This window comes from Marinomonas sp. MED121, assembly GCF_000153025.1.
Taxonomy (GTDB): domain Bacteria; phylum Pseudomonadota; class Gammaproteobacteria; order Pseudomonadales; family Marinomonadaceae; genus Marinomonas.
Window position 1 is genome coordinate 460,073 of record NZ_CH672432.1, and the last position, 22,806, is coordinate 482,878.

Consider the following 22,806-nt stretch of genomic DNA (forward strand, 5'->3'; position numbering starts at 1 on the left):
GAGCTTTATATGCCGTTTGAAGATCGTTTAATGGCAAAGTTTCGAGGGGTTGAGTTCCCGCTTGATACTGCCAGTGGTACGAGTGGCCGTCGTGCCATTTCTCATTCATACCCTAAAAGGGATTCAGGTTATTCAGAAGATAATGGTGCTGTTTTTAAACAAGAAAAAATTGAAGGCCGCTTTGTTGGGAGTGATTACGTCTCTCGTTTGCAAACCTTATTAAATGCCTTGAATCAATCTGGCCCAGGAGAATTAGTTCATCCTTGGTTTGGTGTGATGCAGGTGCAAGTGGGCAACGTTAATCATAAATTGATATTAGCGGAAGACGGTTTAGCGACCTTTAGCTTCGATGTTTTTAATGCGGGTGAAAGCCTGTTTCCTAATGCATCCATCGATACCTCAGAATCAGTCAAACGAGCGGCTGCTGAAGCACGCAGTGCAGCACAAGCGGCTTATGTTCGCTCTATCCTTAGTTATGAAAAAGCCCTTACTGAAGAGGCAGGATTAGGTGATTTATTTGATCAGGCGTTTGATGACCTAGATGAATTTACTCGATCTATTCCTAGCTTACCTAGTTCGCTTAAAGACTGGACAAATCGTTTGGAACGAGCCAAGTCATCGATAGGAAACTTACTAGCCGTACCAGGTGAATTAGCGCGTGATGCTATGGGGTTAATCGAAGATGTTAAAAGTGTTGTGACAGATCCTATTCAAGCATTATCTGTATATGACAATGTGCGTAATCGCTGGGATGGTTTACGTGCAGAATTAACCGTTCGTGGTGGTCTTGGGCGTTCAATTAATATCTCTGATGATAGCACAGCCAGCAGTGTTCAAAGAGCGTCTGATACTGAGACGCTAAACGCTCAAGATAATAATATTAATGCTTTCAATACCCTGTTACAGGATAGTGCATTGGTTGAAAAAGCTGATGCCATGGCTAACTCAAACTTAAACACTGAATCAGAGCAAAATACGATTGATAGTTTAACAGGTGTTGGTCGAGATGCTGTTATTACGAGTAGTCAATTGACGGCTATTGGAAACGCTATTGCAAGTAATTTGGCGATGGCAGCAGAAGATGCTGTTGAGCGCGGAGACAGTGATGTGTGGCGTACTTTTAGGGCATTGCGGTTAGCCGTTTTGGAAGATACTCGTATTCGTGCTCAGCAGTTCCCTTCTTTAGTAACCGCTCGACCAAGTGTCACCATGCCTGTTGCCCTTTTAGCCTGGCAACAAACAGGCAATGCAGATAATAGAGCCAGTATAGTGCGTCGAAATGGGGTAGCAAATCCTTCATTTATTGCCGTCAACGAGAGTATTGAGGTGATCAATGGATAAGGTCACATTACGAACAGGTGGGAACGTATACGAAGGCTGGCAGAAAGTCAGAATTAGCCGCTCATTAACCGCAATGTCAGGCACTTTTGAACTTGAGTTAACTTGGCAGCATCAAGGTAGCACAGGAGCATATGATGCTTTTATTGAAGGTCTCTTGAATGATGAAGAATGCCTGATTGAAATTGGTGGTGAGCGCTTAATTACAGGCTATCTAGATGATCTCATTCCTAGCTATGATGACTCAACGATCACAATCAACGTCACTGGTCGAGATAAAATATCTGATTTGATTGATTGCTGTGTGGTTCAACAAAGTGGTCAGTTTAAAAGCCAGACATTAGGGCAAATTGCTAAAACAGTCTGTGCACCTTTTGGGATTAGTGTTGAGATTGATACGGGTATTGGTGCTGTATTTGAGCGTGTACAAGTAGAGCAAGGTGAAACCGCTTATGAGTTTCTATCACGCTTAGCTAAGCCACGAGGCGTGCTTTTAACGACTAATGGTTATGGTGCGCTTGTCATCACACGCGCTAGTTCAGAGCGCGGGGAAGTGGCGCTCAAGTTAGGTGTTAATGTTAAAGCGGCTCGTGGTCGCTTTAGCCGTAAACAAAGGTTCAGTGAGTATATCGTTAAAGCCAATGGTATTAGTTGGAAAAATACGTCAGAGCAGCCTATTGAAGGCGTGGGTGGCATTAGTGCCACAGTAAATGATGATGACATAAAGCGCTATCGCCCAATGATTTTTGTGAATGATGAAATAGAAACGGCTGAAGGGGCAAGCCTTCGCGGTAAATGGGAAAGACAGCGTGCAATTAGTCGAAGTAATAGCGCGGAATACACTCTAACAGGTTGGCGCAACCCGAATACCAACAATCTCTTAAGTATGAATAAAATTGTACCTGTGACTGACGCCATTATGAAGATAGATGGCGATATGCTGATTAGCGGTTTGATGTTTTCAGAAGATGATGAATCAGGTCGTATTGCGGTTATCTCAGTTGTCCATCCTGATGCTTTAACTATTCCAACACAAGCGAATATTTCAACATCATTACATACAGGATGGAAAGAATGAGCCTTGTTGAAAGAGCTATTGAAAAAGCGTTAGCGCCAGTTAATCGCAAGATTAGACAGATGTTAACTCGCTCACTGGTAACAGGTGTTGTTGAAGATCTTCAGCGACAAACTCTTCAGGTAAAAATGAGTTCAGCCGATAGCGCTGACGACATTGAACGTTTTCAAAACTACGGTTGCAGCAGTCACCCCCCGCTAGGATCAGAGGCGATTCTTGCTGCATTGGGCGGTAGCTTAGGTCAATTAGTTGCTGTTGCGGTGGAAGATAAGCGTTATCGACCACAGGGTGAAATGGGGGATGTTTTCTTGTATCACCTAGAGGGGCATAGAGTGCAACTCACGGCAAATGGTGAAATTAATATCACAGCAAACAAGGTTAATCTCACTGCATCCGAGTCATTTAATATTGTATCTCCTGAAACAAATATTATTTCTCCAAAAACATTTATTCAGGGTGAGTTACATGTAACCAAAGACATTAAAACCGATGCCAACCTTGCCACAACAGGCACCATTAACGCCAATGCTGCTATCACATCATTAGGCGTTGTTTCAGGTTCTAATTTGATGGCAGGTGGTATTAGCTATTTAGGACACAAACACCACTATGACACAGATAAAATAACATTAGGCCCAGTTGCATGAGTATTCTTTTTGACCAGCTAAGTAAACAATTAAACATCATTATTGATGGAGATATCTTTGATAATAGTGTGGCTGAGTTAGTGCTTATTTCTTTGTTTACTGATGCTCGTGCATCTGATTTTGATGAATTGCCTGATGGTTCTAGTGATTTGCGTGGTTGGCCAGGTGATACTTATTCTGACTTAACATGGGGTGGTAAGCTTTGGTTGCTTAAGCGTGAAAAGCTAACGACTGAAGTGCGTAATAAGGCAGTATCTTATGCTGAAAACGCATTAGCTTGGATGCTTGAAGATGATGGTAATGGCCCTATAGCGAAGTCAATTACAGTGACATCTTCCATCCCTCGCATTAATACACTAGCACTTACTGTTGTGATTACTAAGCCTAACGGTTTAAGTATGAGCCTATCTGTGTCTCAGCGTTGGGAAGCTCATTATGCCGTATAGTGTGCCAACGCTTAAAAGCCTCATTGAACAGGGTTTAATTGATGTTCAAAGCTCGTTAGATACGGTGCTTGCTAAGTTTGGTGTTGAGCAAGCATTAAATACCGCTGTTAGTGGCTCTATTCGCGATTTATATGATTATCAGACATGGATAGTTCGACAAATTATCCCAACCTCTGAATCCGATGATCAGACAATTATCGATACTGCACAAAGTGAAGGGATAGTTAGAAAGTTAGCAAGTCACGCAGAAGGCGTCGTGACCTTTTCTGGTTCATCAACTATTCCAACAGATGCAAAAATGACTCACGCTGATGGTCGTGTTTATCTGGTAACGACATCCTCTTTATCTGGCTCAAGTATCATTGCAAATGTTCAGTCTGAAGAGACTGGTGCAACAGAAAATGTTGCTCTTGGTGATACGTTAACACTCGTTAATACTGTTTCAGGTGTATCTCCTCAAGGGAGTGTGACATCTGATATTTCAGGCGGTGCAAATATTGAGAGTATTAGTGAAGTACTGGAGAGATTGTTATTTAGAAAGCGTAATCCCCCAATGGGTGGTGCGGTGGCTGATTATGTTGCTTGGTGTCGTGAAGTTTCTGGTGTTAGCCGTGCTTGGGCTTACGACGCTTATCAAGGTGGCTCGACAGTGGGCTATGCTTTTGTGTTTGATGCTAGAGAAAATATCATTCCAACTTCAACAGATGTATCAGATATGTCTGCTTATATCTTTCGTCACGCTGACCCTGCGACAGGTACTTTTGTTGGTCGTCCTGCTGGTATCGAGCCCATCTATATCAACTTGGCTCTAAAAGCGCTCGATACCTCTTTAAATATTACACCTGACACAACTGAATTACGTGATGCTATAACCCTTGCTATGACCAATTACCTGACAACGCTTGGCCCTAGTGAAACTCTTTTACTAAGTAATTTAAGAACAGCGATTGGTGCAGTAAATGGCCTCACTGATTACACACTGTCTCTTACTCAAAATGTCGCAGCAAGCACTAATGAACTACACAGTCTTGGTGTAATTTCCTGGGGGGCGGCTTAATGGCTCACAGTAAAGAACAATGGACAAATGCCATTATGATGCAAATGCCCCAAGGGGATATTTGGTCAAGAGATAAGACGGGGGCTTTACATGCTTATGTTGCAGGTTACGCCCCTCGTTTACAGCAAGCAGAAGATAGTGCAGATCAGCTCTTATCTGAAATGCGTCCAAAAAGCACGCAACAGCTTTTAGTGGAATGGGAAGCCTATTTGGGGCTTCCTGAATGTAACCTTACAGATCAAACAGTAGAGCAACGTCGTAATGCAGTCATTGAAAAATATTACCGTAAAGGAGGCTTGCAGGCTTGGTCTTTAGAAGCACTTGCAGCATTACTTGGCTTTAGTATTGAGGTGCAAGAGATCTTTCCTCACCACTGTTTACGTGGCTGCACATACCCACTTAATGAAGAAAAATATCGTCATGTAATGCGCGTTATTGTAAAAGGCATTCCTAATGCGTATGCAGTGTGCCTTGACGACTGTTTAACGCCGCTTACTTCCAATTCTGCACTCGCTTTAACGTGTGTATTAGAGAAATTTAAGATGGCTGGAAAATATTATGAATACATTTATGAGGACGCAATAAATGCATAAACTTAAAAATGGCTCACAGGTCGCTGAAAGACCTGCAAGGAAAGAGACAGCAGGTACAGCAGGTTACTTCTCAGAGAGCAATGATGCAGGCTCACCAAGCTATCCAGGGCAAGATTTTTTTAATGATCAGATTGATGAATATTTAGCGTTTATTAGTGCAGGCGATTTAACGCCTGACTCTGAAGATTTAACACAAATGTCTCAATCTGTTTCAAACCAAATTCGTTCAAGAAATCTACTTGATGTATCAGGCACTGCTGATGCAATAGTGCTTTCATCAAAAACGAATAAACCAGCTGTTAAAACACTATTAGATTATGACGAATTTCAGTTCATCGTATCAGCAACCAACACTTCTACAGTGACACTGAAAATAGATGAGCTTAATGTAATTCCCATTTCAAATATCTCTGCGGCTAACCAGCTATTTGAAACTGCTTTAGCAACAGTGATGTATAGGGGTGACGCGTTTTATTTAATAGATCAGATTAACCCAAAAACGGGGAACTCTGTTTTAGATATCGCAAAGCTTTATACAGACACCGTAGATATTGTGAGACCAGGCGAATACTCGCTGGATGGAGCAGCTTTGAGCCGTGCGGCTCACCCAATTGCTTTTGCAATCGCTAGCGCATCAAGCAACTACATAGACCAAGCAACTAAAGATGCTGACCCGATTGCATACGGGGGCTTTTATGGTGACGGTGATGGTTCTAGTACCTTTACTTTGCCGATTGTCGGTGGTGAGTTTATTCGCATGTTTGATGATGGGCGTGGTGTTGATGATGGCCGTGTATTCGGTTCATTTCAAGAAGATGCTTTCCAGGGTCACTGGCATGCTACTGCGGAAGGTGGAGATACGCTTGCCGGAAATGGTTACCTTGCAAATAGCCCTAGTTATTCGTCGATGGACAATAATGCTCGGGACGCGGTGACAGACGGCCAAAATGGTGTGCCGAGGATGGCAAATGAAACACGGTCACGTAGCATTGCGTACTACGGCAAAACAAGACTTTAAAAGGAGCTGGTTATGAAATTATTTGCATTTAAGCTGGGCGCTGAATACCAAACGTTTACACGAGAAATAGAAGCAAAAATAGATCTTGTTTCTGGTAAATATATGATTCCAGCGTTTGCTACTAACATTGAGCTGATTGAACAAAAAGAAGGCTTTCAGCGTTATTTTAAAGAAGGTGATTGGCACTATATTGAAGACAATATCGGCACCGAATATTTTGATAGCAACGGTAACCAAACAAAAATAAATAGGCTTGGAGAAGTTCCCCCAACAGATGCTTTATTTGAACGGCCAATTATTACTCCATCGAATGAAGAGTTAGAAAGTTCGGCTCGTGCTTCACGTAATACTCTAATTAATAAAGTAAGTATTGAAATAGAAAGATTAACAGATAATAAAAAAGAAACAGAAAATTGGAGGACATACCGTCAATTTTTAAGAGATATCCCATCTCAAAAGGGTTTTCCTCAAAGCATAGATTGGGGAATAGCGCCTGCTGAGTACTCAGGAAATTAATAGAGGTAAAATCAGTTTTCCCTATCTTTAATGACTAAAGCCTACAAATTTGAGCATATATAATAATGCGCAAATCTTTAGGCTTTATTGTTCACACCTAGCGGCGCGCTACAGCTATGACCATCAGGTTTATGAAGCCAAAAAAACCATCGAACTTATTGCCCCACAGAGCATCCCTATTGGCTATACCAGTCCAGACAGATGGGCAAGTATGTTCGACACCTTTAATGAAACAAGTCACTCTAGGGTACTGTTTTCTAAAAAAATGATTTATGACGAGTTTTATCAAGATAACACTTGGATTAAACGCACAGCATTTGGAGCCTGCTTAGCCATTATCCTTATGACCATGATGTATGTTTGGAATCGCACCTTAAAAAGCAAGCTCGACGCGGCCATGCAAAAACTTGAAAAAGAAGCCTTTGAGGACACATTAACTGGCATGAAAAACCGTGCTGCCATGATGCTTTTTTTTGAAGAGTGCCGCGCCAAACAAGATAATCATTACTACTTAGCCATTATCGATATTGCAAGATTACAAAAACTCAATAAAAGCCAAGGTTTTCAAGTGGCTGATAACCTCATTCGACAGGTATCCCAGATCATTTATCAGCATGCTGATAAAGAAAGCCCTTGCTATAGCCTTTATGCAGGCAAATTTGCCTTTATCACTCGGGCGAGTGATCAGGAAAGCTTCAAACACAACATTGAGGGCTTAATTAGTAAAATCCAACTTGATAACGATAATGTAAGCTTACATTTAGGTGGCATAAAACTAGATTTTTCGTTAGACAATTCAGCCCTAGCAACACGTTTCGAGCAGTCGTTACAACATGCCAAGGGCTTAAAGAGCAATACACTGGTGTTCTTTTCTAACACAATTGTTGAAGCAATCGAAGCAAGGGAAAGTTTACTCAGCCTAGTTTATATGGGCATCCAAAATGATGAATTTATTCCTTATTATCAACCTAAAATTTGTACTCAAACTGGCAAAATAAAAGGCCTTGAGGCCTTAATAAGGTGGCAACACCCACAAAGAGGAATATTAAGGCCCGGCGATTTTTTACCTATTGTAGAGACATCAAAAAACTTGATGCTTAAATTGGAAAAGCATATTTTCAATAAGGTGATCAGCGAAGTGCCTCAGCTTATTAATCGTTTTTACTCAACGCCAGGCTTTAGAGTCTCTATCAACCTTTCTTCCATTCAATTTAACCGCGATTTTTTAGTGAGAGAACTCTTGGATATTTGTAACCATTATCAGGTTGATACCAAATATATTGAGTTTGAATTAACCGAAAGTAGCATGTTAGAAGATTTAGACTGCGCGATTCTAATCAGCAATCAATTACAAGCGGCAGGGTTTCACGTAGCGCTTGATGACTTTGGTACAGGTTATTCTTCTTTAGCCTATTTACAAAACCTCCCTGTCAACGTGATTAAACTAGATTATTCTTTCGTCAAAAAAATTCCCCATGATATACGCTCTGGCCATGTGGTTGAGCACATTATTTTATTGGCACAAAAGCTTGGTCTATTGATTGTTGCTGAAGGTGTTGAGCATGAAGAACAGCTTAACTACCTCACCGACCTGAAAGTAGAGCTGGTACAAGGCTTCTATTTTCATAAACCCGTCCCCTTAGAAAAGGTCATACTGCTAAATGACAAACAGCTAGGGAGGGTCATTAGTTAACCTCAAGGGACTCAAGCAAGACAATTAATTTCTTTAAACAAGTGAGACAAAGACACTGCTTTGTTTTTGCCAATGCCTCTAAGTCCATTAAAGGCGTTTTGGCATCAGAAAATAATGACTGAATGATTACCTCGTCCTTCAACTCGACCATTACTTCGACAGAGGGTGTCTTTGAATCATCATCTTATTGATAAAGCCTGCAATGTAAAGATAGGCATTTTAGACTAGGCCCTGCGGCCTTTGAAAATAACCTCTAGAGCATTTCATCGAAAAGACGACTGATCGCTATGTCCTTAACCCTGTTTGATCAATCAAATGGCATATTGCGAATATCCTCATCAGTTTCATCACTCACTTTCTGGTGACAAGAGCACTTGCTAATGCAATTGATTTAAGCAGTTAAACAAGCCACTATGCTCAAACGTCTATTTTTAAGGATAAAGATGCTATGCGTAAACTGGTTAATGAATCAGGTGACATTGAGTTTGGTTATGCAAAAATTGACACTGTCAATTATTTAGATTTCGACCTCAGAAATAGCATGGATAAGCCTCTTCCAAAATGGCGTAAAAAATTTAAGTTCAACCAATTTCAATTTATCAGCATAAGTTGTGACACCTTCATATTAGGGTTAGCAATTGTCGATTTAAAATATGCCAGCAACTGTTTTGTCTACCTCTATAACATCCAAGAAAAAAGCTACGATGAGTTTGAGTTCACCCAAGCCTTATCCTTAAATACCCGTATGAGCAGTCAGCCAAACTCGGGACTTTCACGCTTTAAAAAAGGCAATACGCTTGTTGAAATCTTAGCCAAAAACAATCAAAGATTTATCACTCTTAAACTCGGTAATGGTAATAGGATCAAAGCTTATATTAGCGAGCCTAAAGAGCAAAACCCGCTTTGTGTTTGCTCCCGGGCAGGTTATAACGACTGGGTTTACACCCAGAAAAATACAACACTTAAGATTGAAGGTGAAATTAACTGGCAAGGTAAAGTCTTTAACCTAGCTAAGCTTAATGCTCTAGCCAGTGTCGATTGGAGCGCTGGCTTTATGCGCAGAGAAACCAGCTGGAATTGGGCCAATTTATCGACCCAATTAGCGGATGGGCGTAAGCTAGGTTTTAACTTCGCGTCAGGAATAAACGAAACTGGCGTGAGTGAAAACGCGATCTGGCTTGAAGGTGAGCTCATTAAGGTCGATCTAATTCATTTCAAGTTTGATCGTTATCGTCAAGAGGAAAGCTGGCTTATACAGTCAAGCGATAAACGAATATCACTGAGTTTTCATCCAAAAGGTAAACGTGACAAAAAACTCAATCTCTATTTTATTGCCTCAAATTTCAGACAGTTTTTTGGTTACTTTGATGGCACCTTACAAGTTAAAAACGAAACAATTAGGCTAAATCAAACCTGGGGATTAATAGAAGATCATTATGCAAAATGGTAAGCCAATTCAGACATAATATGAAAAAACTATTTAATATTATGCTGCTTTAGCTTAAGGGCCACCTTATTGTGAGAAACCCCCAAACGCTTCGCTAATTTACGGGTGCTTGGGTATAAGGGGTAAAGGTGATTCAGTAAACTAGCCTCAAAATTAGCCTGAGCACCAGCCCAGCTAACCAAGTTTTCATTCTCTATGACATCATCAAACACTTTATCTAAAGGCACTTCTGGCGTTACAGACAAATTCGCATCAGGTTGATGATCTTGTTTTGAAGCACTGGCAAATGTCAGGTTAAGACTCTCATTAATTTCCTTATCACTGAGCCACTCACCACGATTTAAAGCAACAATTCTAAATAAAAGGTTTTGCAACTGACGGATATTACCAGGCCAAGAATAGGCTTTAAGACGAGCAAGCGCTGATTCACTGATTTTGGGTGTTGGCATATCAACTTGTCTAGCAGCACTATGAATAAAATGTTTTACCAATAATAAGATGTCATCCCCTCTCTGCCTTAAAGGCGGTAAAACAAGGTTTAAAACATTGATACGATAATAGAGATCCGCACGAAAACGTCCCGTTTCGATCAATTGTTGCAAGTCTTGATGAGTGGCACTAATGATTCGAACGTTGACGCTGATTTCATGGCTCCCCCCTACTCGTCTAAAGCGAAAATCTTGTAAAAACCTAAGCAATTTGGCCTGTAGATAGATAGACATTTCAGCCACTTCATCTAAAAATAAAGTACCGCCATCAGCAAGTTCCAGTAAACCTGGCTTCCCCCCTTTTTTTGCACCAGTAAAAGCGCCAGAGGCATAACCAAACAACTCACTTTCTAGGAGATGTTCTGGGAGAGACGCACAATTTAATGCAAGAAAAGCCGACTCTCTTTGCTCACTTTCTTGGTGTAGGCCCCTTGCAATCAGCTCTTTGCCCGTACCTGTTTCACCTTGTATTAGCACGGGTAGCTGTAATTGAGCGAATCGACGGGTTTGCTGTTTTAATAACTGAACAGTTTCTGACTCACCAATAATTTGCTCCAATCCCTGCTCTTTTTGTGATTGCATGAGTGACATTTGTCGTCCAAGACTGTTCATATTGCGTAACATTAACAGCGCGCCTCTCACCTTGCCCTCCATTAGCACTGGGCTAATTTCAGCCATATAGGCCTTTTGCTTAAATAAAATACTTTGACTAGACAAGTTAGCACCTAACCCTTGTAACAAATTCTGATCAGTAAAGGTATTAATAGACAGGCCCTCTAATGTTTCATCAGGTCTATCAAGCAATGCAATCGCGGCATGATTAAGGGCAAGGATACAAGCATTTTCATCAAGGTCTATGATGGGGTCAGGAATACGATTTAATAATGCAGTAAGGTGATTCTCACGCCTTTCGGCTGGCATTAGCGCCACCTCCTGACAGCTAAGCACACCCTGAACTAAATAAAGCTGTTCAATAATCTTGGCTGAATCTTGATAGCTTTCATTGACATGCACATAGGTAACCCCAGTGACAACTTCCATCGCTCGAATATCACAAGCCGATTTAGAAAAAATATGCAGTATTTCTTGGCTAATACCAATACGATCATTGGAACGAATTTCTAAACGCATAACGAATACCTAAATGAATCTATAGCTAACTTTAAGTGTACATAAAATGTGACATGTAATAAAAAAATTACAATCTTAATATTGTTAATTTTTTAAACTAAAAATCAGTTAAACGCTTCTATTTTCTTAAAAAAACTATTTTTTTAAAAATATCTTTTATCAATGCTTAGCCAATTTTTGATAACTTCAAAGCCTATGTCACATAATTATGACAAAAATTGCACTATCAGATAGTAAAAAACACTTAAAGCATTGATTTATAAGGTTTTTTACAACATGGCAAGGGACTTGCTTTGATAGTAAAACCGAATACAGAAAAAATAAAAATGCTTAATAAATCATGACAGCAGTTTTACCTGCAGTTTAAGGATATGAATCATGGCTAATAATAACAAAATCGAAACCCAAGCAATCCATGCTGGACGCATTAATGACGAACAATTTGGCTCCCTTGCGACCCCTCTTTATCAAACCTCAACCTTTATATTTGATAATGCTCAACAAGGCGCAGACCGTTTTGCAGGTGAAGAAGAAGGGTTTATTTACAGCCGTTTGGGGAATCCGACAACACGCCAGCTCGAAATGCGTGTTGCAGCAATGGAACACATGGAAGATGCAGCCGCAACTGCCACAGGCATGGGTGCTGTATCCGGTGCGCTACTGACAAACCTTAAAGCCGGTGATCATATGATTGCATCCAAAGCAATCTACGGATGCTCTTATGCCTTGATAAGCCATATGTTAACGCGCTTTGGCATTGAAGTAAGTTTTGTTGATATGACAGACATGACTGAGTTTAAAAGTGCCATCAAGCACAATACAAAGCTAGTGTTTCTTGAAACACCGATCAACCCTAACATGGTTGTACTAGACCTTAGGGCGATCGCTAACATTGCCAAACAGCATCAGCTCATTTCCATTGTCGATAACACTTTTTTGACGCCTGTTTTACAACAACCAGGACAATTTGGTATCGACCTTGTCGTGCACAGTGCCACTAAATATCTAAATGGACATGGCGATGTGGTTGCAGGCGTTATTTGCGGCAGCACGGAGATGATAAATGAAATTAAAATGACCGTTCTAAAAGACATTGGCGCGACAATCAGCCCTCATGATGCTTGGCTAATCCTTCGAGGCATCAAAACCCTGCCAATACGAATGGAAAGACACTGTCAAAATGCACAGCAAGTGGCTGAATTTTTAGAAAACAATAAGCACGTAAGCAAAGTTCACTACCCCGGCCTTAAAAGTCATTCTGGTTATGGCTTTATTGGCAATCAAATGAAAGCCGCAGGCGGTGTGATTGCATTTGAACTTGATACAGATTTGCAAGGTGGGGCCGCCTTTATTGACAGCATGAAGCTTTTTTCCATAGCGGTCAGTTTAGGTGATGCAGAATCTCTTATCCAACATCCAGCCTCCATGACTCACTCACCTTACACTCAAGAAGAACGTTTAGATGCTGGTATCAGCGATGGTTTAATTCGAATTTCAGTTGGCCTTGAGCATATAGATGACTTAATCAAAGACCTTAAACAGGCACTAGATCAAATCGACACAAGGTTAAACCTTGTTCTTAAGGAAACCAGCCAAAACGTCGCCTAATCAAGTAGCATGAGCCCTTTATGATGTCATACCATAAAGGGCTTTAGTGTTTAAAGAGGTTTTTAATTGGCTTAATTGCAGTCTAAAGACTCAAAATTTATGACCTGAGTTGCATAATGATATGAGTAATCATCAGCGATTGCTTGAGTGCCGTTATCACCTGCATTCTTACCAATAATATAGGTTTGTTCCTTAGGGAGACCAGCATCGGCATAGGCGGCAATATCCGTACTTGCATTACCATAGGCTCTGACAATATTGATGGATTTATCTTGTATGATTCGATTTAAATACTCAGTTTTATAGGCTTGAGTATCCTCAGGGATAGGGCCCTCACCATAAGGATTGGTGTGAAGCTGACCTTGGGGCATCGCCATATAATCAAACCATTCACGACTATCTTTAGCCACCCAATAAGGTCGACCCGTTAAATAAATGATCTGATAGCCTTTATTCTTATATTCCAACACAGTTTCTTTGGCATAATAATGCGCATCAGCCTTATCAACGCCTAAGTAGTCCCCAACTGACTCAAAATCATTCAAGGTAAGGGTGCCATCAATATCAAATAAAATTGCTTTTCTTTGTTCGCTTACCACTGACAAATAGCCATCAGCATGGGATAAATCACCCTCAACCACCATACGTATCTGGTATTCACCCTCACCTTTTGATACTGGCACAAAAATCTTACCATCTGAGTCCGTTGTGTAGCGACCAAGGTATTGCCATTGACTCATACCTGTTCCAAAGATGAATGCATGTACCTTTTCATCTTCGAGATCTTTATGAAACCATCGGCTGTAATCAAACTTAGCCTCTAAAGTTACAGTTTCATTAGCTAAGGCTATTTGGTCATGAACCAGATGATACGGTGTATATAAGCCAGAAAACCAAGCATTCGAGCTATGTTCAAAATCGACTTGAGCAGGCGTAGTAAATGCGGGTAGCTGCTCCAGCACCTCATAATCAGGGCAGGTTTCTGCCAGTGTCACACTGGTTGCTACACACGCTGCAAAACATAATCCATTTTGTATTTTAAGCATCACAATCTTCCTTTTGATTATTTTATTTACAGAAAACAAGCAAACCTTAATATACTTTTGAAGCACTTTTCTATTCACCCCGTGTAAAACACCAGATCATTTTGAAAGGCTCAAATACTCTACCTTTAGGCTCAATAAAACCAAAAGCTCAAACCAAGTAAAAAGTGAAGCCGACTTAAAATCGTAATCTAGCTGACACAAAACCGTCACAATAAGTTTGTATCTTTTAGGCATTATTTAAATAGGAAGACAAAAATGAAACGAGCTCTTATTACCCTTTCTTGTGTACTTGGCACTAGCTTATTGTTAACTGCTTGTGGAACAAACTCTGTTGATCAAACAGTTGCAGCACACACTCAAACAGAAGCAGTAGAAAACAATAATGACCTGTATCAGGTAGATCACGAAGGTAGAATTTATTTCTTCGATGATTTTGCAACTTATCAATCTTACCTACAAGTGGGTGAAACCTCTTATAGAAAAGTACGCATAGGTGAAGGCCCAAGGGGTGAAACGATTGTTTTTGGTTTAACAAACGAAGACAAGAAAAAGACTCAAGGCATTGCTTCTATTGATATGTATGACGGTAAGCTTGATGGTGCGAGTGACTTTTATGGTGAGACGCGCACCGAAGAAGGTAGAATCTATGTTTTCTCTTCTTTAGAAGAAATGAATACCGCTCGCGTCGTTGGTGAAGTGCCATTACGATTTACTGAAATTGGTAGTGGTCCAAATGGCGAAACGGTTGTTTACGCACTAAATAGCCAGAACAAAAAAGTAAAACCTGTCGAACTTATTGAAGCATTTAAAGCAAAATATAACCTTTAAAGCTTGATTATTATTTAAGGCGCTTAATGATTAGCGCCTTAAATAACAAGATTGGCCAACAAGTGTCGCTCTATCATTTTTCGATAAAGCGAAGAAAACAATTTTAGAAAATACTATTCAGTACTTTTTCTAATTTCGCCACACTTGCATCAACATCTTTTAATTTATCCAAGCCAAACAACCCAAGCCTGAACGTTTTAAAGTCACTGCCCTCATCACACATTAAAGGAACACCTGCAGCTGCTTGCATACCATGTTCCGCAAATTTAGATGTATTTTGCACCGCCGAATCTTGCGTATAACTTACCACGACACCTGGTGCCTGATAACCTTCAGCTGCCACGGAAGCGATCCCTTTTGATTCGAGAAGTTGACGCACTTTAGAGCCCAGCGCAATTTGCTCAGACTTTAATTTATCAAAGCCATATTCTTTGCTTTCTAGCATGGCATTGCAGAATTTTGTTAAAGCGTCTGTTGGCATAGTGGCGTGATAAGCATGGCCTCCATTCACATAGGCCTGCATAATCTGATGCCACTTTTTAAGATCACAAGAAAAACTATTACTCGTGGTTTGATCAAGGCGCTCAAGAGCATCATTATTTAACATGACTAATGCAGCACAAGGAGAGGCACTCCAACCCTTTTGAGGCGCACTGATTAATACATCAATGCCAACGGCTTTCATATCAACCCAAACGGCACCTGAGGCAATGGAATCTAAAACAAATAAACCACCCACTGAATGCACAGCATCAGCAACAGTTTTTAAATAATCATCAGGCAGAATCATACCTGAGGCAGTTTCAACATGTGGAGCAAACACTAACTCAGGTTTTTCCGACTTGATAGTCGCCACTACCTCATCAATAGGGGCAGGCTCAAATGGTGCCTGTATACCGGCATTAAGCCTTCGCGCCATCATGACAATGGACGATGATGGGATATTGCCCGTTTCAAAAATCTGACTCCAACGGTAGCTAAAAAAACCATTACGAATCACCAAGCATTTTTGGTTCTGAGCAAACTGCCTTGCTACCGCTTCCATACCATAGGTACCGCCACCTGGCACAACGACAACAGCATCAGACTGATAAACCTCTTTAAGGGTGTCTGAAATATTATTCATCACGCCTTGAAACGACTTTGACATATGATTCAAGGATCTATCGGTAAAAACAACGGAATACTCTAATAAACCATCAGGGTCTACATCAGGTAACAAACCAGGCACAAAACACTCCTTACATTCGAATAAAGTACATTTGTCTCTTATTGGAAACAAATGAAAATTAAATTTCTATCTAAGGGATAACTTTATAAGATTTAGGGATGAGATACTACTACGAAGAATTACAGGAGGAGATAAAAACACTTTACAGATAGAGTAAGATAGTTATGCCATTAAAGACTATAACTATCTTTAGCGAATTAAAAGTTTCTAGATAAAGTAGCTAAATAAACAAGGCACCTAACAAAGCCAAATCAAGCTCAATTAGCTTCAACAGATCCCGAAACCATAGAGTTATTTACGGTAACAATTGATGCTTTATTTACCAATGAATAATACGCAATAAAGCAAGTAATGAAGGCATAAAACATATAACTTTCTTCAATGATATAAATTTCACCTATTATACCTATCCCAGCAAATAAGATTGAGATGCCACATATAATCATCAAAGTATGACTAGGCTTAAACCCTAGCCTTTGAATGATATGATGCAAATGCTCTCTATCAGGTTTGAATGGTGAATTTCCACTTTTAATACGACGAATCATAATCGTTGCCATATCCATAAGCGGCAATGCGATTAACCAGAGTGCTGTTACAGGCCTTAAAGGTGCATCATGTCCATTTTGTGAAGATAAAAGTAAGAACCAAATGACCGTAAAGCCAATAAACATGCTCCCTGCATCCCCCATAAAAACTTTACGCTTTCGCCCCAAAAATCCTAGATTCATCAAGACGTAAGGCAGTAAAATGACAATTAAAACAAGGCACAAATACGCTATATTATTCTGTCCATCCAAACTGAGAATCAGACCTAATGCAGCAAAAGTTACAATGGAAACACCTCCTAGTAAGCCATCAATACCATCAATCATATTAAAGGTATTAATTGCTGCGATTACGGCAATAACAGTAACTAGATAACCTAATATACCCAGATTAATCTCACCAAAACCAAAAATATCACCTATGGTATGTAACTGAATATCTGCAATTATCATCATGACAAATGACAACATGGTTTGAACAGCAAATCTTAGTTCATAGGCGACATCAAATTTATCGTCCAACACACCGACAAACACCAAGATAAACATAGAAAGCAGATAAGCTTTTGACTCTGCGAGATAGAAGGGATTTAGAAAAAGGAACGACGAAAACGTTAAGAAGATCGCTATTCCGCCAACTAAGGGAATAGAGCCACTGTGCACTTTTCTAACATTTGGAGCGTCAACCAAACCAAATTTTTTAGCTATCTTTCGTAACAGAAATAGAACCGTAAAAGCGATTATAAATAAAAAAACCAATTCGTTAATCATAAAAATCCATTTTACCCCATTACAACTCATTACATCCTTGTTAAGAGGGCGATTATATCAAATAAAAATTCTTATTTTAACCTTATATAACAATTAATTATGCTTGATTTTATTCATAGCCATTTGGGTTCATTGTTTGCCAACGCCAAGTGTCATTAGTCATATCACTAATACTTAAATTTGCCTTCCAACCTAACTCTTCTTCTGCTAGATCTGTAGCGGCATAACATTCAGCAATATCACCCATACGACGCTCAACAATTCGATAAGGAATCGTTTTATTAGCAGCCTTTTCAAAAGCTTTAATCATTTCTAGAACACTATAACCGCACCCAGTTCCTAAGTTATACGTAACCCTACCTGGATTTGATTTCAGTTTATCTAACGCCTTCAAATGCCCTAACGCTAAATCAACCACATGAATATAATCGCGAACACCAGTGCCATCATGTGTATTATAATCGTTACCATAAACACTCAGTAATTCACGCTTACCGACTGCTACTTGTGAAATAAAAGGCATCAAGTTATTTGGTATACCGTTAGGGTCCTCTCCAATCAAACCGCTTTTATGCGCACCAACAGGATTAAAATACCTCAAGCACGCTATATTCCAGCTATTGTCAGATTCGTAAAGATCAGCGAGAACTTCCTCAATCATTAACTTTGATCGGCCATAAGGGTTAGTAGCCGAAGTAGGAAAGCTTTCATTAATGGGAACGGAAGCTGGGTCACCATAAACAGTCGCAGAAGAGCTAAATACAAAACTCTTTACATTGTGAGTAGCCATGATTTCTAAAACACTAATAGTAGCTGCAATATTATTACGATAATAAGTTAAGGGAATCTCATTCGACTCACCTACCGCCTTTAAACCTGCAAAGTGAATAACAGAGTCAATATCATGTTTAACAAAAATATTATCAACTAAGCCCTTATCAAGAAGGTCTCCACGGTAAAAATGAATTTTTTTACCCGTTATGGAACTTACTCGCTTTAAAGACTCTTCATTTGAATTGCTAAGGTTATCAATAACAACAACCTCTTGATTAGCTGACAACAGCTCTAATACTGTATGACTGCCAATATATCCAGCACCACCCGTCACTAAAATAGTCATTTACTCTCCTTCATCCACAAACACACCACTATAAAAACTATAAAAACTATTTTTATAGTTTTTAATAATATCCACTAAAATAATAGTATTAACTCATTTGAATCAAGAGCTAAAAAGCGCTTAAACAGATATAGTATTGAAGTAATTAGCATTTTCTTCACGATCTTACAATAATTAGGTTATGCTATTTCCCTTGCTCGAATAAGCTAAGTCTTTATCGAAAACAGTTGTGAAATTTAATATTTTAATTGTCTCAAGCTCAAAATTTCAGTGTTGAGGATTAGAGTAAAATTATCGTAATGTAATCTAATCTAATTAATCGATAAAAAATTACATAGCAAATTTGATAATGACAATTTTCACTCTTACTCAAAAATTATTTCTTCAAGATGCCAATAACAGAGTTATTTTCTTGAACGATCAATGAGGTTATACACTTACTCTCCATTACTTCATAAGCCTCCTCTATACTAACTTCAGGAAATATTGAGGCAGGGTGAATTGATGCTATATCTTTTGCAACCAAATCAAAAGCGTTTCGGCCTTTAGCTTCCATAGCTCTTCGCAAATCGCCATCAGTTATAATAGCTAAAGAGTCATCATTAAAGTTGACTAATGTTAATCCTAAATGACTTGACGATATTTTATGAATAATAGAAGTAAAGTCAGCATCCGAAGAAACGCTGGGAAGGTTATCAGAAAACATCTCATCTCGAACTTTTGACAATAATCGACGACCTAAATTTCCCCCAGGATGAAAACGAGCAAAGTTTTCTGGTTTAAAACCACGTACATCCATTAGCGCGACTGCTAAAGCATCACCCATAACAAGCGTTGCAGTAGTTGAAGATGTTGGAGCTAACTGTAAAGGACACGCTTCTTTAGGAACAGCAATATCTAAATGACAGTGCGAATTTGAAGCAAGTGTAGAATTTTCTTTACCAGTGATTGCAATAACGAAATTATCATTATCACGCAAGAAAGGTAACAGCTTTAGCACTTCATCTGTTTCCCCTGAATTCGATATGGCAATAAATATATCTTCAGGTTTCACCATTCCAAGGTCACCATGAAAAGCCTCTCCGGGATGCATAAAAAAACTTGGTGTACCGGTACTCGCAAAAGATGCTGCTATTTTTTTTCCAATAATCCCAGATTTCCCCATCCCACAAATGATTGTTCGACCCTTTGTGTTAATAATGGCATTAATAGCCATTTCAAATTCAGATCCTAGCCTTTTTGCCATGTAATCCAACCCGTCTATTTCGGTTTGAATTACCTCTCTTGCAATATCAATTGAACTAGCCATTTAAAGATTCTTCCTTTCCATTGTTTTTTTAATAGCTTCGTAATCGTCATTAGTATCAATACCATGAGGGACAACACCGTCAAATGTTATAGCACCTATACTCATACCATGACTGAGGGCTCGCAACTGCTCAAGCTTTTCATAACTTTCAAGCATATCTCCCGAATATGAACAAAATTGTTGTAACCCTGAAGCTCGATAAGCATAAATACCAATATGCCTTCTAGCCAAAGACAAGTCATCGGAGCTATCACGGTTCATTGGTGATGCTGAGCGAGTGAAATAAAGCGCTCTACCATTTTGGCCAACAATAGCTTTAACAACATTAGGATTAACAAAATCATCGAGGGTATCTATAGAAACAACAACTGTTGTTATATCGTATGAGGAATTTAATTGGGCAAAAGATACAATTTGTTGGATTAGTTTCGGTGGAATCATAGGTTCATCACCTTGAACATTCACTATAATAGTATCCTCTCTCCAACATTTAATTAGAGATACCTCATTAATGCGATCAGTACCAGATTGATGCTCTGATGAGGTCAAAACAACTTGAACATCTTCGCCTTTTAACGCATCAATTATGCGCTTATCGTCAGTCGCGACAAAAATATCAGTTTGCTCGATCCCCGCCTCTTTGCAACGCTCAATCACATGCCAAATAACAGGTTTATCAAGTAAAGTTAATAAAGGTTTTCCAGGCAATCTCGTTGAGCCATAACGTGCAGGAATGACGACTTTTACACTCATGTTTTATAGCTCCAATTTTACTATATCATCTAAGCGAATTTTATTAAGTAAAGGTTGATAAACCTGTGATGACGTTCTTTTAATTTGAGTTTTAAATAGCATATCCACAAATTCTCTTACAATTCTTCTCCGCGCATCCAGCTTGAAACCCAATCAGCGCAATCAAGAGCTAAACTTTGAGCATTGACTGTCGCAACATATAATTCTGATTTTTCTAAGATAGGGACATCTAGAACATCATCACTCAAAAATACTATTTGTCTGCTAATATTATATATTTAGACCAAATTTCAATTAAAGCGGAGTGGTTATTTAAACCTGTAATGATTTCATCAAAACCAGTTGTTAGTATAGAGTTACTAAAACAGAGCTCTCTTTACCCTAATAACACAGGATTTGATTCCATATCCCCTTAGAACTAAAGAGCAAAAAATCTTGATATTATTACAAACCTTTATACCTAACAAAATTAGACAAATTTAGATTCAATAAAAGTACGTCGATGAACGACTTCATCGATCTCCAGTAGCGTTTCTAATAACTCTTCCATATGTTTTAGAGGCAACATATTTGGCCCATCACATAATGCTTTGTCTGGGTCAGGATGAGTTTCCATAAACAAGCCATCAATACCGACAGCAACTGCAGCTCTTGCAATAGAAGGGACATAGTAACAATTACCGCCAGTAGAACCATTCAAAGTACCAGGCATTTGAACACTGTGCGTTGCATCCATTACAACTTTGCACCCTGTTTCTTTCATGATAGTTAAACCCGGCATATAGTTAACGAGTTGACCAAATCCAAAGCTAGTACCACGATCACAAAGCCATATGTCATCATTACCCACTGCACGGCACTTTTCGACTACTGGAGCCATCTCTGATGGGTGCATCCATTGACCTTTTTTAATATTTACCGGTTTGCCCATTGAAGCTACCCTCTGAATAAAACCAGTTTGACGAACAAGAAAAGCTGGAGTTTGTAAAACATCAACAACTGATGCGACTTCTTCTAATGGAGTATCATCATGAACATCAGTAATAATTTTTACACCTAACTGGTTTTTAGCTTTTTGTAAAATACGTAATCCCTCATCAATACCTGGTCCAGTAAATGCGGATGCTGATGAACGATTCGCCTTAGTAAAAGAAGACTTAGCAATATATTCAATACCAAGTTTATTTGTAATTTCTTGCAAATATGCAAAAGTATCTAGAACTAAACCCTCTGATTCAATTACACACGGTCCGGCAATTAGAAAAATAAATAAACCTTATTTTTTGTGTTTAAATATTCCATTAAAACAGTAAGTAAACAAATAAAACATGGAGAAAGTACGATTAATACCTGCAATAAACCTTAACACATACCATTGTTTAGGAATTTCTTTAATTTTTGAAGAAGATAATGAAGTTGATTGCTTTCTATAGCGAGCTAAAACTCCTATATAACTAAAAGATGACACATCACTATTTTTCGTCAATTTTAACCAAAAAGCATAATCCTCTTTGGGACAATAAGGGAAAAATATATCGTCGAATTTTGTTTTATCAAACATCACAGACAAGCAACCAATATCGCATTTACGAAGTAGATCTTTGAAAGAAATTTTATGAGGTGCGGAAATTATTTTTGTGAACCCACTTTCATCGAACATTTCATATGAGCCATGAGTAAGTGCATAACCATTAGATTTCATAAACTCATGTTGAACTTTAAGCTTATCTGGTAGCCATATATCATCTGAATCTAAAAAGGCAATATATCTACCAGATGATTCAAATATACAGCTATTCCTAGCTCCAGCAGCTCCATTAGCATATAAATTACTAACTAATCTTACTCTTTTATCTTTTGCAAGATATTCATTTATAAGCTGCCGAGTTTTATCTGTAGAAGAGTCATCACAGATTACTAGCTCAAAATTAGTAAAAGTTTGAGCTAGTACAGAATCAATAGACTCAGATATAGTTTTCTCAGCATTAAATGCTGGCATAATTATACTTACTTCAAACATAGTTACTCATATATAAAATATCAAACCATCAATGCAATAGTAAATTCTAATATTTTTTATTTTAAAAATAAATCGTAAAAATTCAACATATATCCTTGTGCTTAATAACTAATGTATAGATTC

General features: G+C 38.9%; 21 protein-coding genes. 12 read left to right on the forward strand and 9 right to left on the reverse strand.

Going from position 1 to position 22,806, the window contains the following annotated elements; genetic code table 11:
* Positions 1 to 9: 9 nt before the first annotated feature.
* The 10 genes from MED121_RS17415 (at position 10) to MED121_RS17460 (ending at position 9,833) form a co-directional block, all read left to right on the forward strand.
* A complete protein-coding gene (locus MED121_RS17415; protein ID WP_009835065.1) occupies positions 10 to 1,341 on the forward strand; it encodes a DNA circularization N-terminal domain-containing protein in 1,332 nt (443 codons plus the stop codon).
* Positions 1,334 to 2,416 carry a phage baseplate assembly protein gene (locus MED121_RS17420; RefSeq protein ID WP_009835066.1) on the forward strand — a complete coding sequence of 361 codons (1,083 nt, stop codon included), beginning with the start codon at positions 1,334 to 1,336 and terminating at the stop codon, positions 2,414 to 2,416. Before MED121_RS17415 ends, MED121_RS17420 begins: the two co-directional genes overlap by 8 nt.
* Positions 2,413 to 3,060 carry a phage baseplate assembly protein V gene (locus MED121_RS17425; RefSeq protein ID WP_116371657.1) on the forward strand — a complete coding sequence of 216 codons (648 nt, stop codon included), beginning with the start codon at positions 2,413 to 2,415 and terminating at the stop codon, positions 3,058 to 3,060. The genes MED121_RS17420 and MED121_RS17425 overlap by 4 nt, the downstream gene beginning before the upstream one ends.
* Positions 3,057 to 3,506 carry a phage GP46 family protein gene (locus MED121_RS17430; protein ID WP_009835068.1) on the forward strand — a complete coding sequence of 150 codons (450 nt, stop codon included), beginning with the start codon at positions 3,057 to 3,059 and terminating at the stop codon, positions 3,504 to 3,506. The genes MED121_RS17425 and MED121_RS17430 overlap by 4 nt, the downstream gene beginning before the upstream one ends.
* The gene (locus MED121_RS17435; protein WP_009835069.1) at positions 3,496 to 4,563 is read left to right on the forward strand and encodes a baseplate J/gp47 family protein; all 1,068 of its coding nucleotides are present in this window, start codon (positions 3,496 to 3,498) and stop codon (positions 4,561 to 4,563) included. The genes MED121_RS17430 and MED121_RS17435 overlap by 11 nt, the downstream gene beginning before the upstream one ends.
* Positions 4,563 to 5,156, forward strand: a complete 594-nt coding sequence (locus tag MED121_RS17440; protein ID WP_009835070.1) for a putative phage tail protein — start codon at positions 4,563 to 4,565, stop codon at positions 5,154 to 5,156. The genes MED121_RS17435 and MED121_RS17440 overlap by 1 nt, the downstream gene beginning before the upstream one ends.
* Positions 5,149 to 6,174: a hypothetical protein gene (locus MED121_RS23840; RefSeq protein WP_009835071.1), complete on the forward strand. Its 1,026-nt coding sequence runs from the start codon at positions 5,149 to 5,151 to the stop codon at positions 6,172 to 6,174. Before MED121_RS17440 ends, MED121_RS23840 begins: the two co-directional genes overlap by 8 nt.
* Positions 6,175 to 6,186: 12 nt before the next feature.
* Positions 6,187 to 6,690, forward strand: a complete 504-nt coding sequence (locus tag MED121_RS17450) for a phage tail assembly chaperone (protein WP_009835072.1) — start codon at positions 6,187 to 6,189, stop codon at positions 6,688 to 6,690.
* Between the two features lie 49 nt (positions 6,691 to 6,739).
* Positions 6,740 to 8,383: a bifunctional diguanylate cyclase/phosphodiesterase gene (locus tag MED121_RS17455; RefSeq protein WP_009835073.1), complete on the forward strand. Its 1,644-nt coding sequence runs from the start codon at positions 6,740 to 6,742 to the stop codon at positions 8,381 to 8,383.
* A gap of 448 nt (positions 8,384 to 8,831) precedes the next feature.
* A complete protein-coding gene (locus tag MED121_RS17460; protein ID WP_009835075.1) occupies positions 8,832 to 9,833 on the forward strand; it encodes a DUF2804 domain-containing protein in 1,002 nt (333 codons plus the stop codon).
* Between the two features lie 26 nt (positions 9,834 to 9,859).
* Here MED121_RS17460 and MED121_RS17465 read toward each other — a convergent pair whose 3' ends face one another.
* A complete protein-coding gene (locus MED121_RS17465; protein WP_009835076.1) occupies positions 9,860 to 11,449 on the reverse strand; it encodes a sigma 54-interacting transcriptional regulator in 1,590 nt (529 codons plus the stop codon).
* Between the two features lie 378 nt (positions 11,450 to 11,827).
* Between MED121_RS17465 and megL the strand changes: the two genes are divergently transcribed.
* A complete protein-coding gene (gene megL / locus MED121_RS17470) occupies positions 11,828 to 13,057 on the forward strand; it encodes a methionine gamma-lyase (protein ID WP_009835077.1) in 1,230 nt (409 codons plus the stop codon).
* A 71-nt stretch (positions 13,058 to 13,128) separates the two neighbouring features.
* Here megL and MED121_RS17475 read toward each other — a convergent pair whose 3' ends face one another.
* A complete protein-coding gene (locus MED121_RS17475; RefSeq protein WP_009835078.1) occupies positions 13,129 to 14,103 on the reverse strand; it encodes a haloacid dehalogenase in 975 nt (324 codons plus the stop codon).
* A gap of 255 nt (positions 14,104 to 14,358) precedes the next feature.
* Between MED121_RS17475 and MED121_RS17480 the strand changes: the two genes are divergently transcribed.
* Positions 14,359 to 14,931: a hypothetical protein gene (locus MED121_RS17480; protein WP_009835079.1), complete on the forward strand. Its 573-nt coding sequence runs from the start codon at positions 14,359 to 14,361 to the stop codon at positions 14,929 to 14,931.
* 103 nt (positions 14,932 to 15,034) lie between these two features.
* On the opposite strand, the gene MED121_RS17485 is transcribed toward MED121_RS17480, so the two are convergent.
* From MED121_RS17485 to MED121_RS17520, 7 genes are all read right to left on the reverse strand, one after another.
* Positions 15,035 to 16,162 (reverse strand): aminotransferase class V-fold PLP-dependent enzyme, encoded by a 1,128-nt coding sequence (locus MED121_RS17485; protein ID WP_009835080.1) that lies wholly within the window; start codon positions 16,160 to 16,162, stop codon positions 15,035 to 15,037.
* Positions 16,163 to 16,419: 257 nt separating this feature from the next.
* Positions 16,420 to 17,481, reverse strand: coding sequence for a UDP-N-acetylglucosamine--undecaprenyl-phosphate N-acetylglucosaminephosphotransferase (gene wecA, locus MED121_RS17490; RefSeq protein WP_036181141.1), 1,062 nt, complete (start codon positions 17,479 to 17,481; stop codon positions 16,420 to 16,422).
* 109 nt (positions 17,482 to 17,590) lie between these two features.
* A complete protein-coding gene (gene galE, locus MED121_RS17495) occupies positions 17,591 to 18,601 on the reverse strand; it encodes a UDP-glucose 4-epimerase GalE (RefSeq protein WP_009835082.1) in 1,011 nt (336 codons plus the stop codon).
* Positions 18,602 to 18,977: 376 nt separating this feature from the next.
* A complete protein-coding gene (locus tag MED121_RS17500) occupies positions 18,978 to 19,910 on the reverse strand; it encodes a KpsF/GutQ family sugar-phosphate isomerase (protein ID WP_009835083.1) in 933 nt (310 codons plus the stop codon).
* Positions 19,911 to 20,663: a 3-deoxy-manno-octulosonate cytidylyltransferase gene (kdsB, locus tag MED121_RS17505; protein ID WP_009835084.1), complete on the reverse strand. Its 753-nt coding sequence runs from the start codon at positions 20,661 to 20,663 to the stop codon at positions 19,911 to 19,913.
* A gap of 469 nt (positions 20,664 to 21,132) precedes the next feature.
* Entirely contained in the window at positions 21,133 to 21,930 is a 798-nt protein-coding gene (kdsA, locus tag MED121_RS17515) for a 3-deoxy-8-phosphooctulonate synthase (protein WP_036181004.1), read from the reverse strand.
* 9 nt (positions 21,931 to 21,939) lie between these two features.
* A complete protein-coding gene (locus MED121_RS17520; RefSeq protein ID WP_009835087.1) occupies positions 21,940 to 22,683 on the reverse strand; it encodes a glycosyltransferase family A protein in 744 nt (247 codons plus the stop codon).
* Between the last annotated feature and the right edge of the window lie 123 nt (positions 22,684 to 22,806).

What these genes read in the sequence shown, in the direction of transcription:
- MED121_RS17520 (WP_009835087.1), bottom strand. Translation starts at nt 22,683, where the DNA reads ATGTTTGAAGTAAGTATAATTATGCCAGCATTTAATGCTGAGAAAACT.
- MED121_RS17435 (WP_009835069.1), top strand. Translation starts at nt 3,496, where the DNA reads ATGCCGTATAGTGTGCCAACGCTTAAAAGCCTCATTGAACAGGGTTTA.
- MED121_RS17475 (WP_009835078.1), bottom strand. Translation starts at nt 14,103, where the DNA reads ATGCTTAAAATACAAAATGGATTATGTTTTGCAGCGTGTGTAGCAACC.
- galE (WP_009835082.1), bottom strand. Translation starts at nt 18,601, where the DNA reads ATGACTATTTTAGTGACGGGTGGTGCTGGATATATTGGCAGTCATACA.
- MED121_RS17465 (WP_009835076.1), bottom strand. Translation starts at nt 11,449, where the DNA reads ATGCGTTTAGAAATTCGTTCCAATGATCGTATTGGTATTAGCCAAGAA.
- MED121_RS17440 (WP_009835070.1), top strand. Translation starts at nt 4,563, where the DNA reads ATGGCTCACAGTAAAGAACAATGGACAAATGCCATTATGATGCAAATG.
- MED121_RS17420 (WP_009835066.1), top strand. Translation starts at nt 1,334, where the DNA reads ATGGATAAGGTCACATTACGAACAGGTGGGAACGTATACGAAGGCTGG.
- MED121_RS17430 (WP_009835068.1), top strand. Translation starts at nt 3,057, where the DNA reads ATGAGTATTCTTTTTGACCAGCTAAGTAAACAATTAAACATCATTATT.
- wecA (WP_036181141.1), bottom strand. Translation starts at nt 17,481, where the DNA reads ATGATTAACGAATTGGTTTTTTTATTTATAATCGCTTTTACGGTTCTA.
- MED121_RS17500 (WP_009835083.1), bottom strand. Translation starts at nt 19,910, where the DNA reads ATGGCTAGTTCAATTGATATTGCAAGAGAGGTAATTCAAACCGAAATA.
- MED121_RS17425 (WP_116371657.1), top strand. Translation starts at nt 2,413, where the DNA reads ATGAGCCTTGTTGAAAGAGCTATTGAAAAAGCGTTAGCGCCAGTTAAT.
- MED121_RS17450 (WP_009835072.1), top strand. Translation starts at nt 6,187, where the DNA reads ATGAAATTATTTGCATTTAAGCTGGGCGCTGAATACCAAACGTTTACA.
- kdsB (WP_009835084.1), bottom strand. Translation starts at nt 20,663, where the DNA reads ATGAGTGTAAAAGTCGTCATTCCTGCACGTTATGGCTCAACGAGATTG.
- MED121_RS17415 (WP_009835065.1), top strand. Translation starts at nt 10, where the DNA reads ATGCCGTTTGAAGATCGTTTAATGGCAAAGTTTCGAGGGGTTGAGTTC.
- MED121_RS17480 (WP_009835079.1), top strand. Translation starts at nt 14,359, where the DNA reads ATGAAACGAGCTCTTATTACCCTTTCTTGTGTACTTGGCACTAGCTTA.
- megL (WP_009835077.1), top strand. Translation starts at nt 11,828, where the DNA reads ATGGCTAATAATAACAAAATCGAAACCCAAGCAATCCATGCTGGACGC.
- MED121_RS17460 (WP_009835075.1), top strand. Translation starts at nt 8,832, where the DNA reads ATGCGTAAACTGGTTAATGAATCAGGTGACATTGAGTTTGGTTATGCA.
- MED121_RS23840 (WP_009835071.1), top strand. Translation starts at nt 5,149, where the DNA reads ATGCATAAACTTAAAAATGGCTCACAGGTCGCTGAAAGACCTGCAAGG.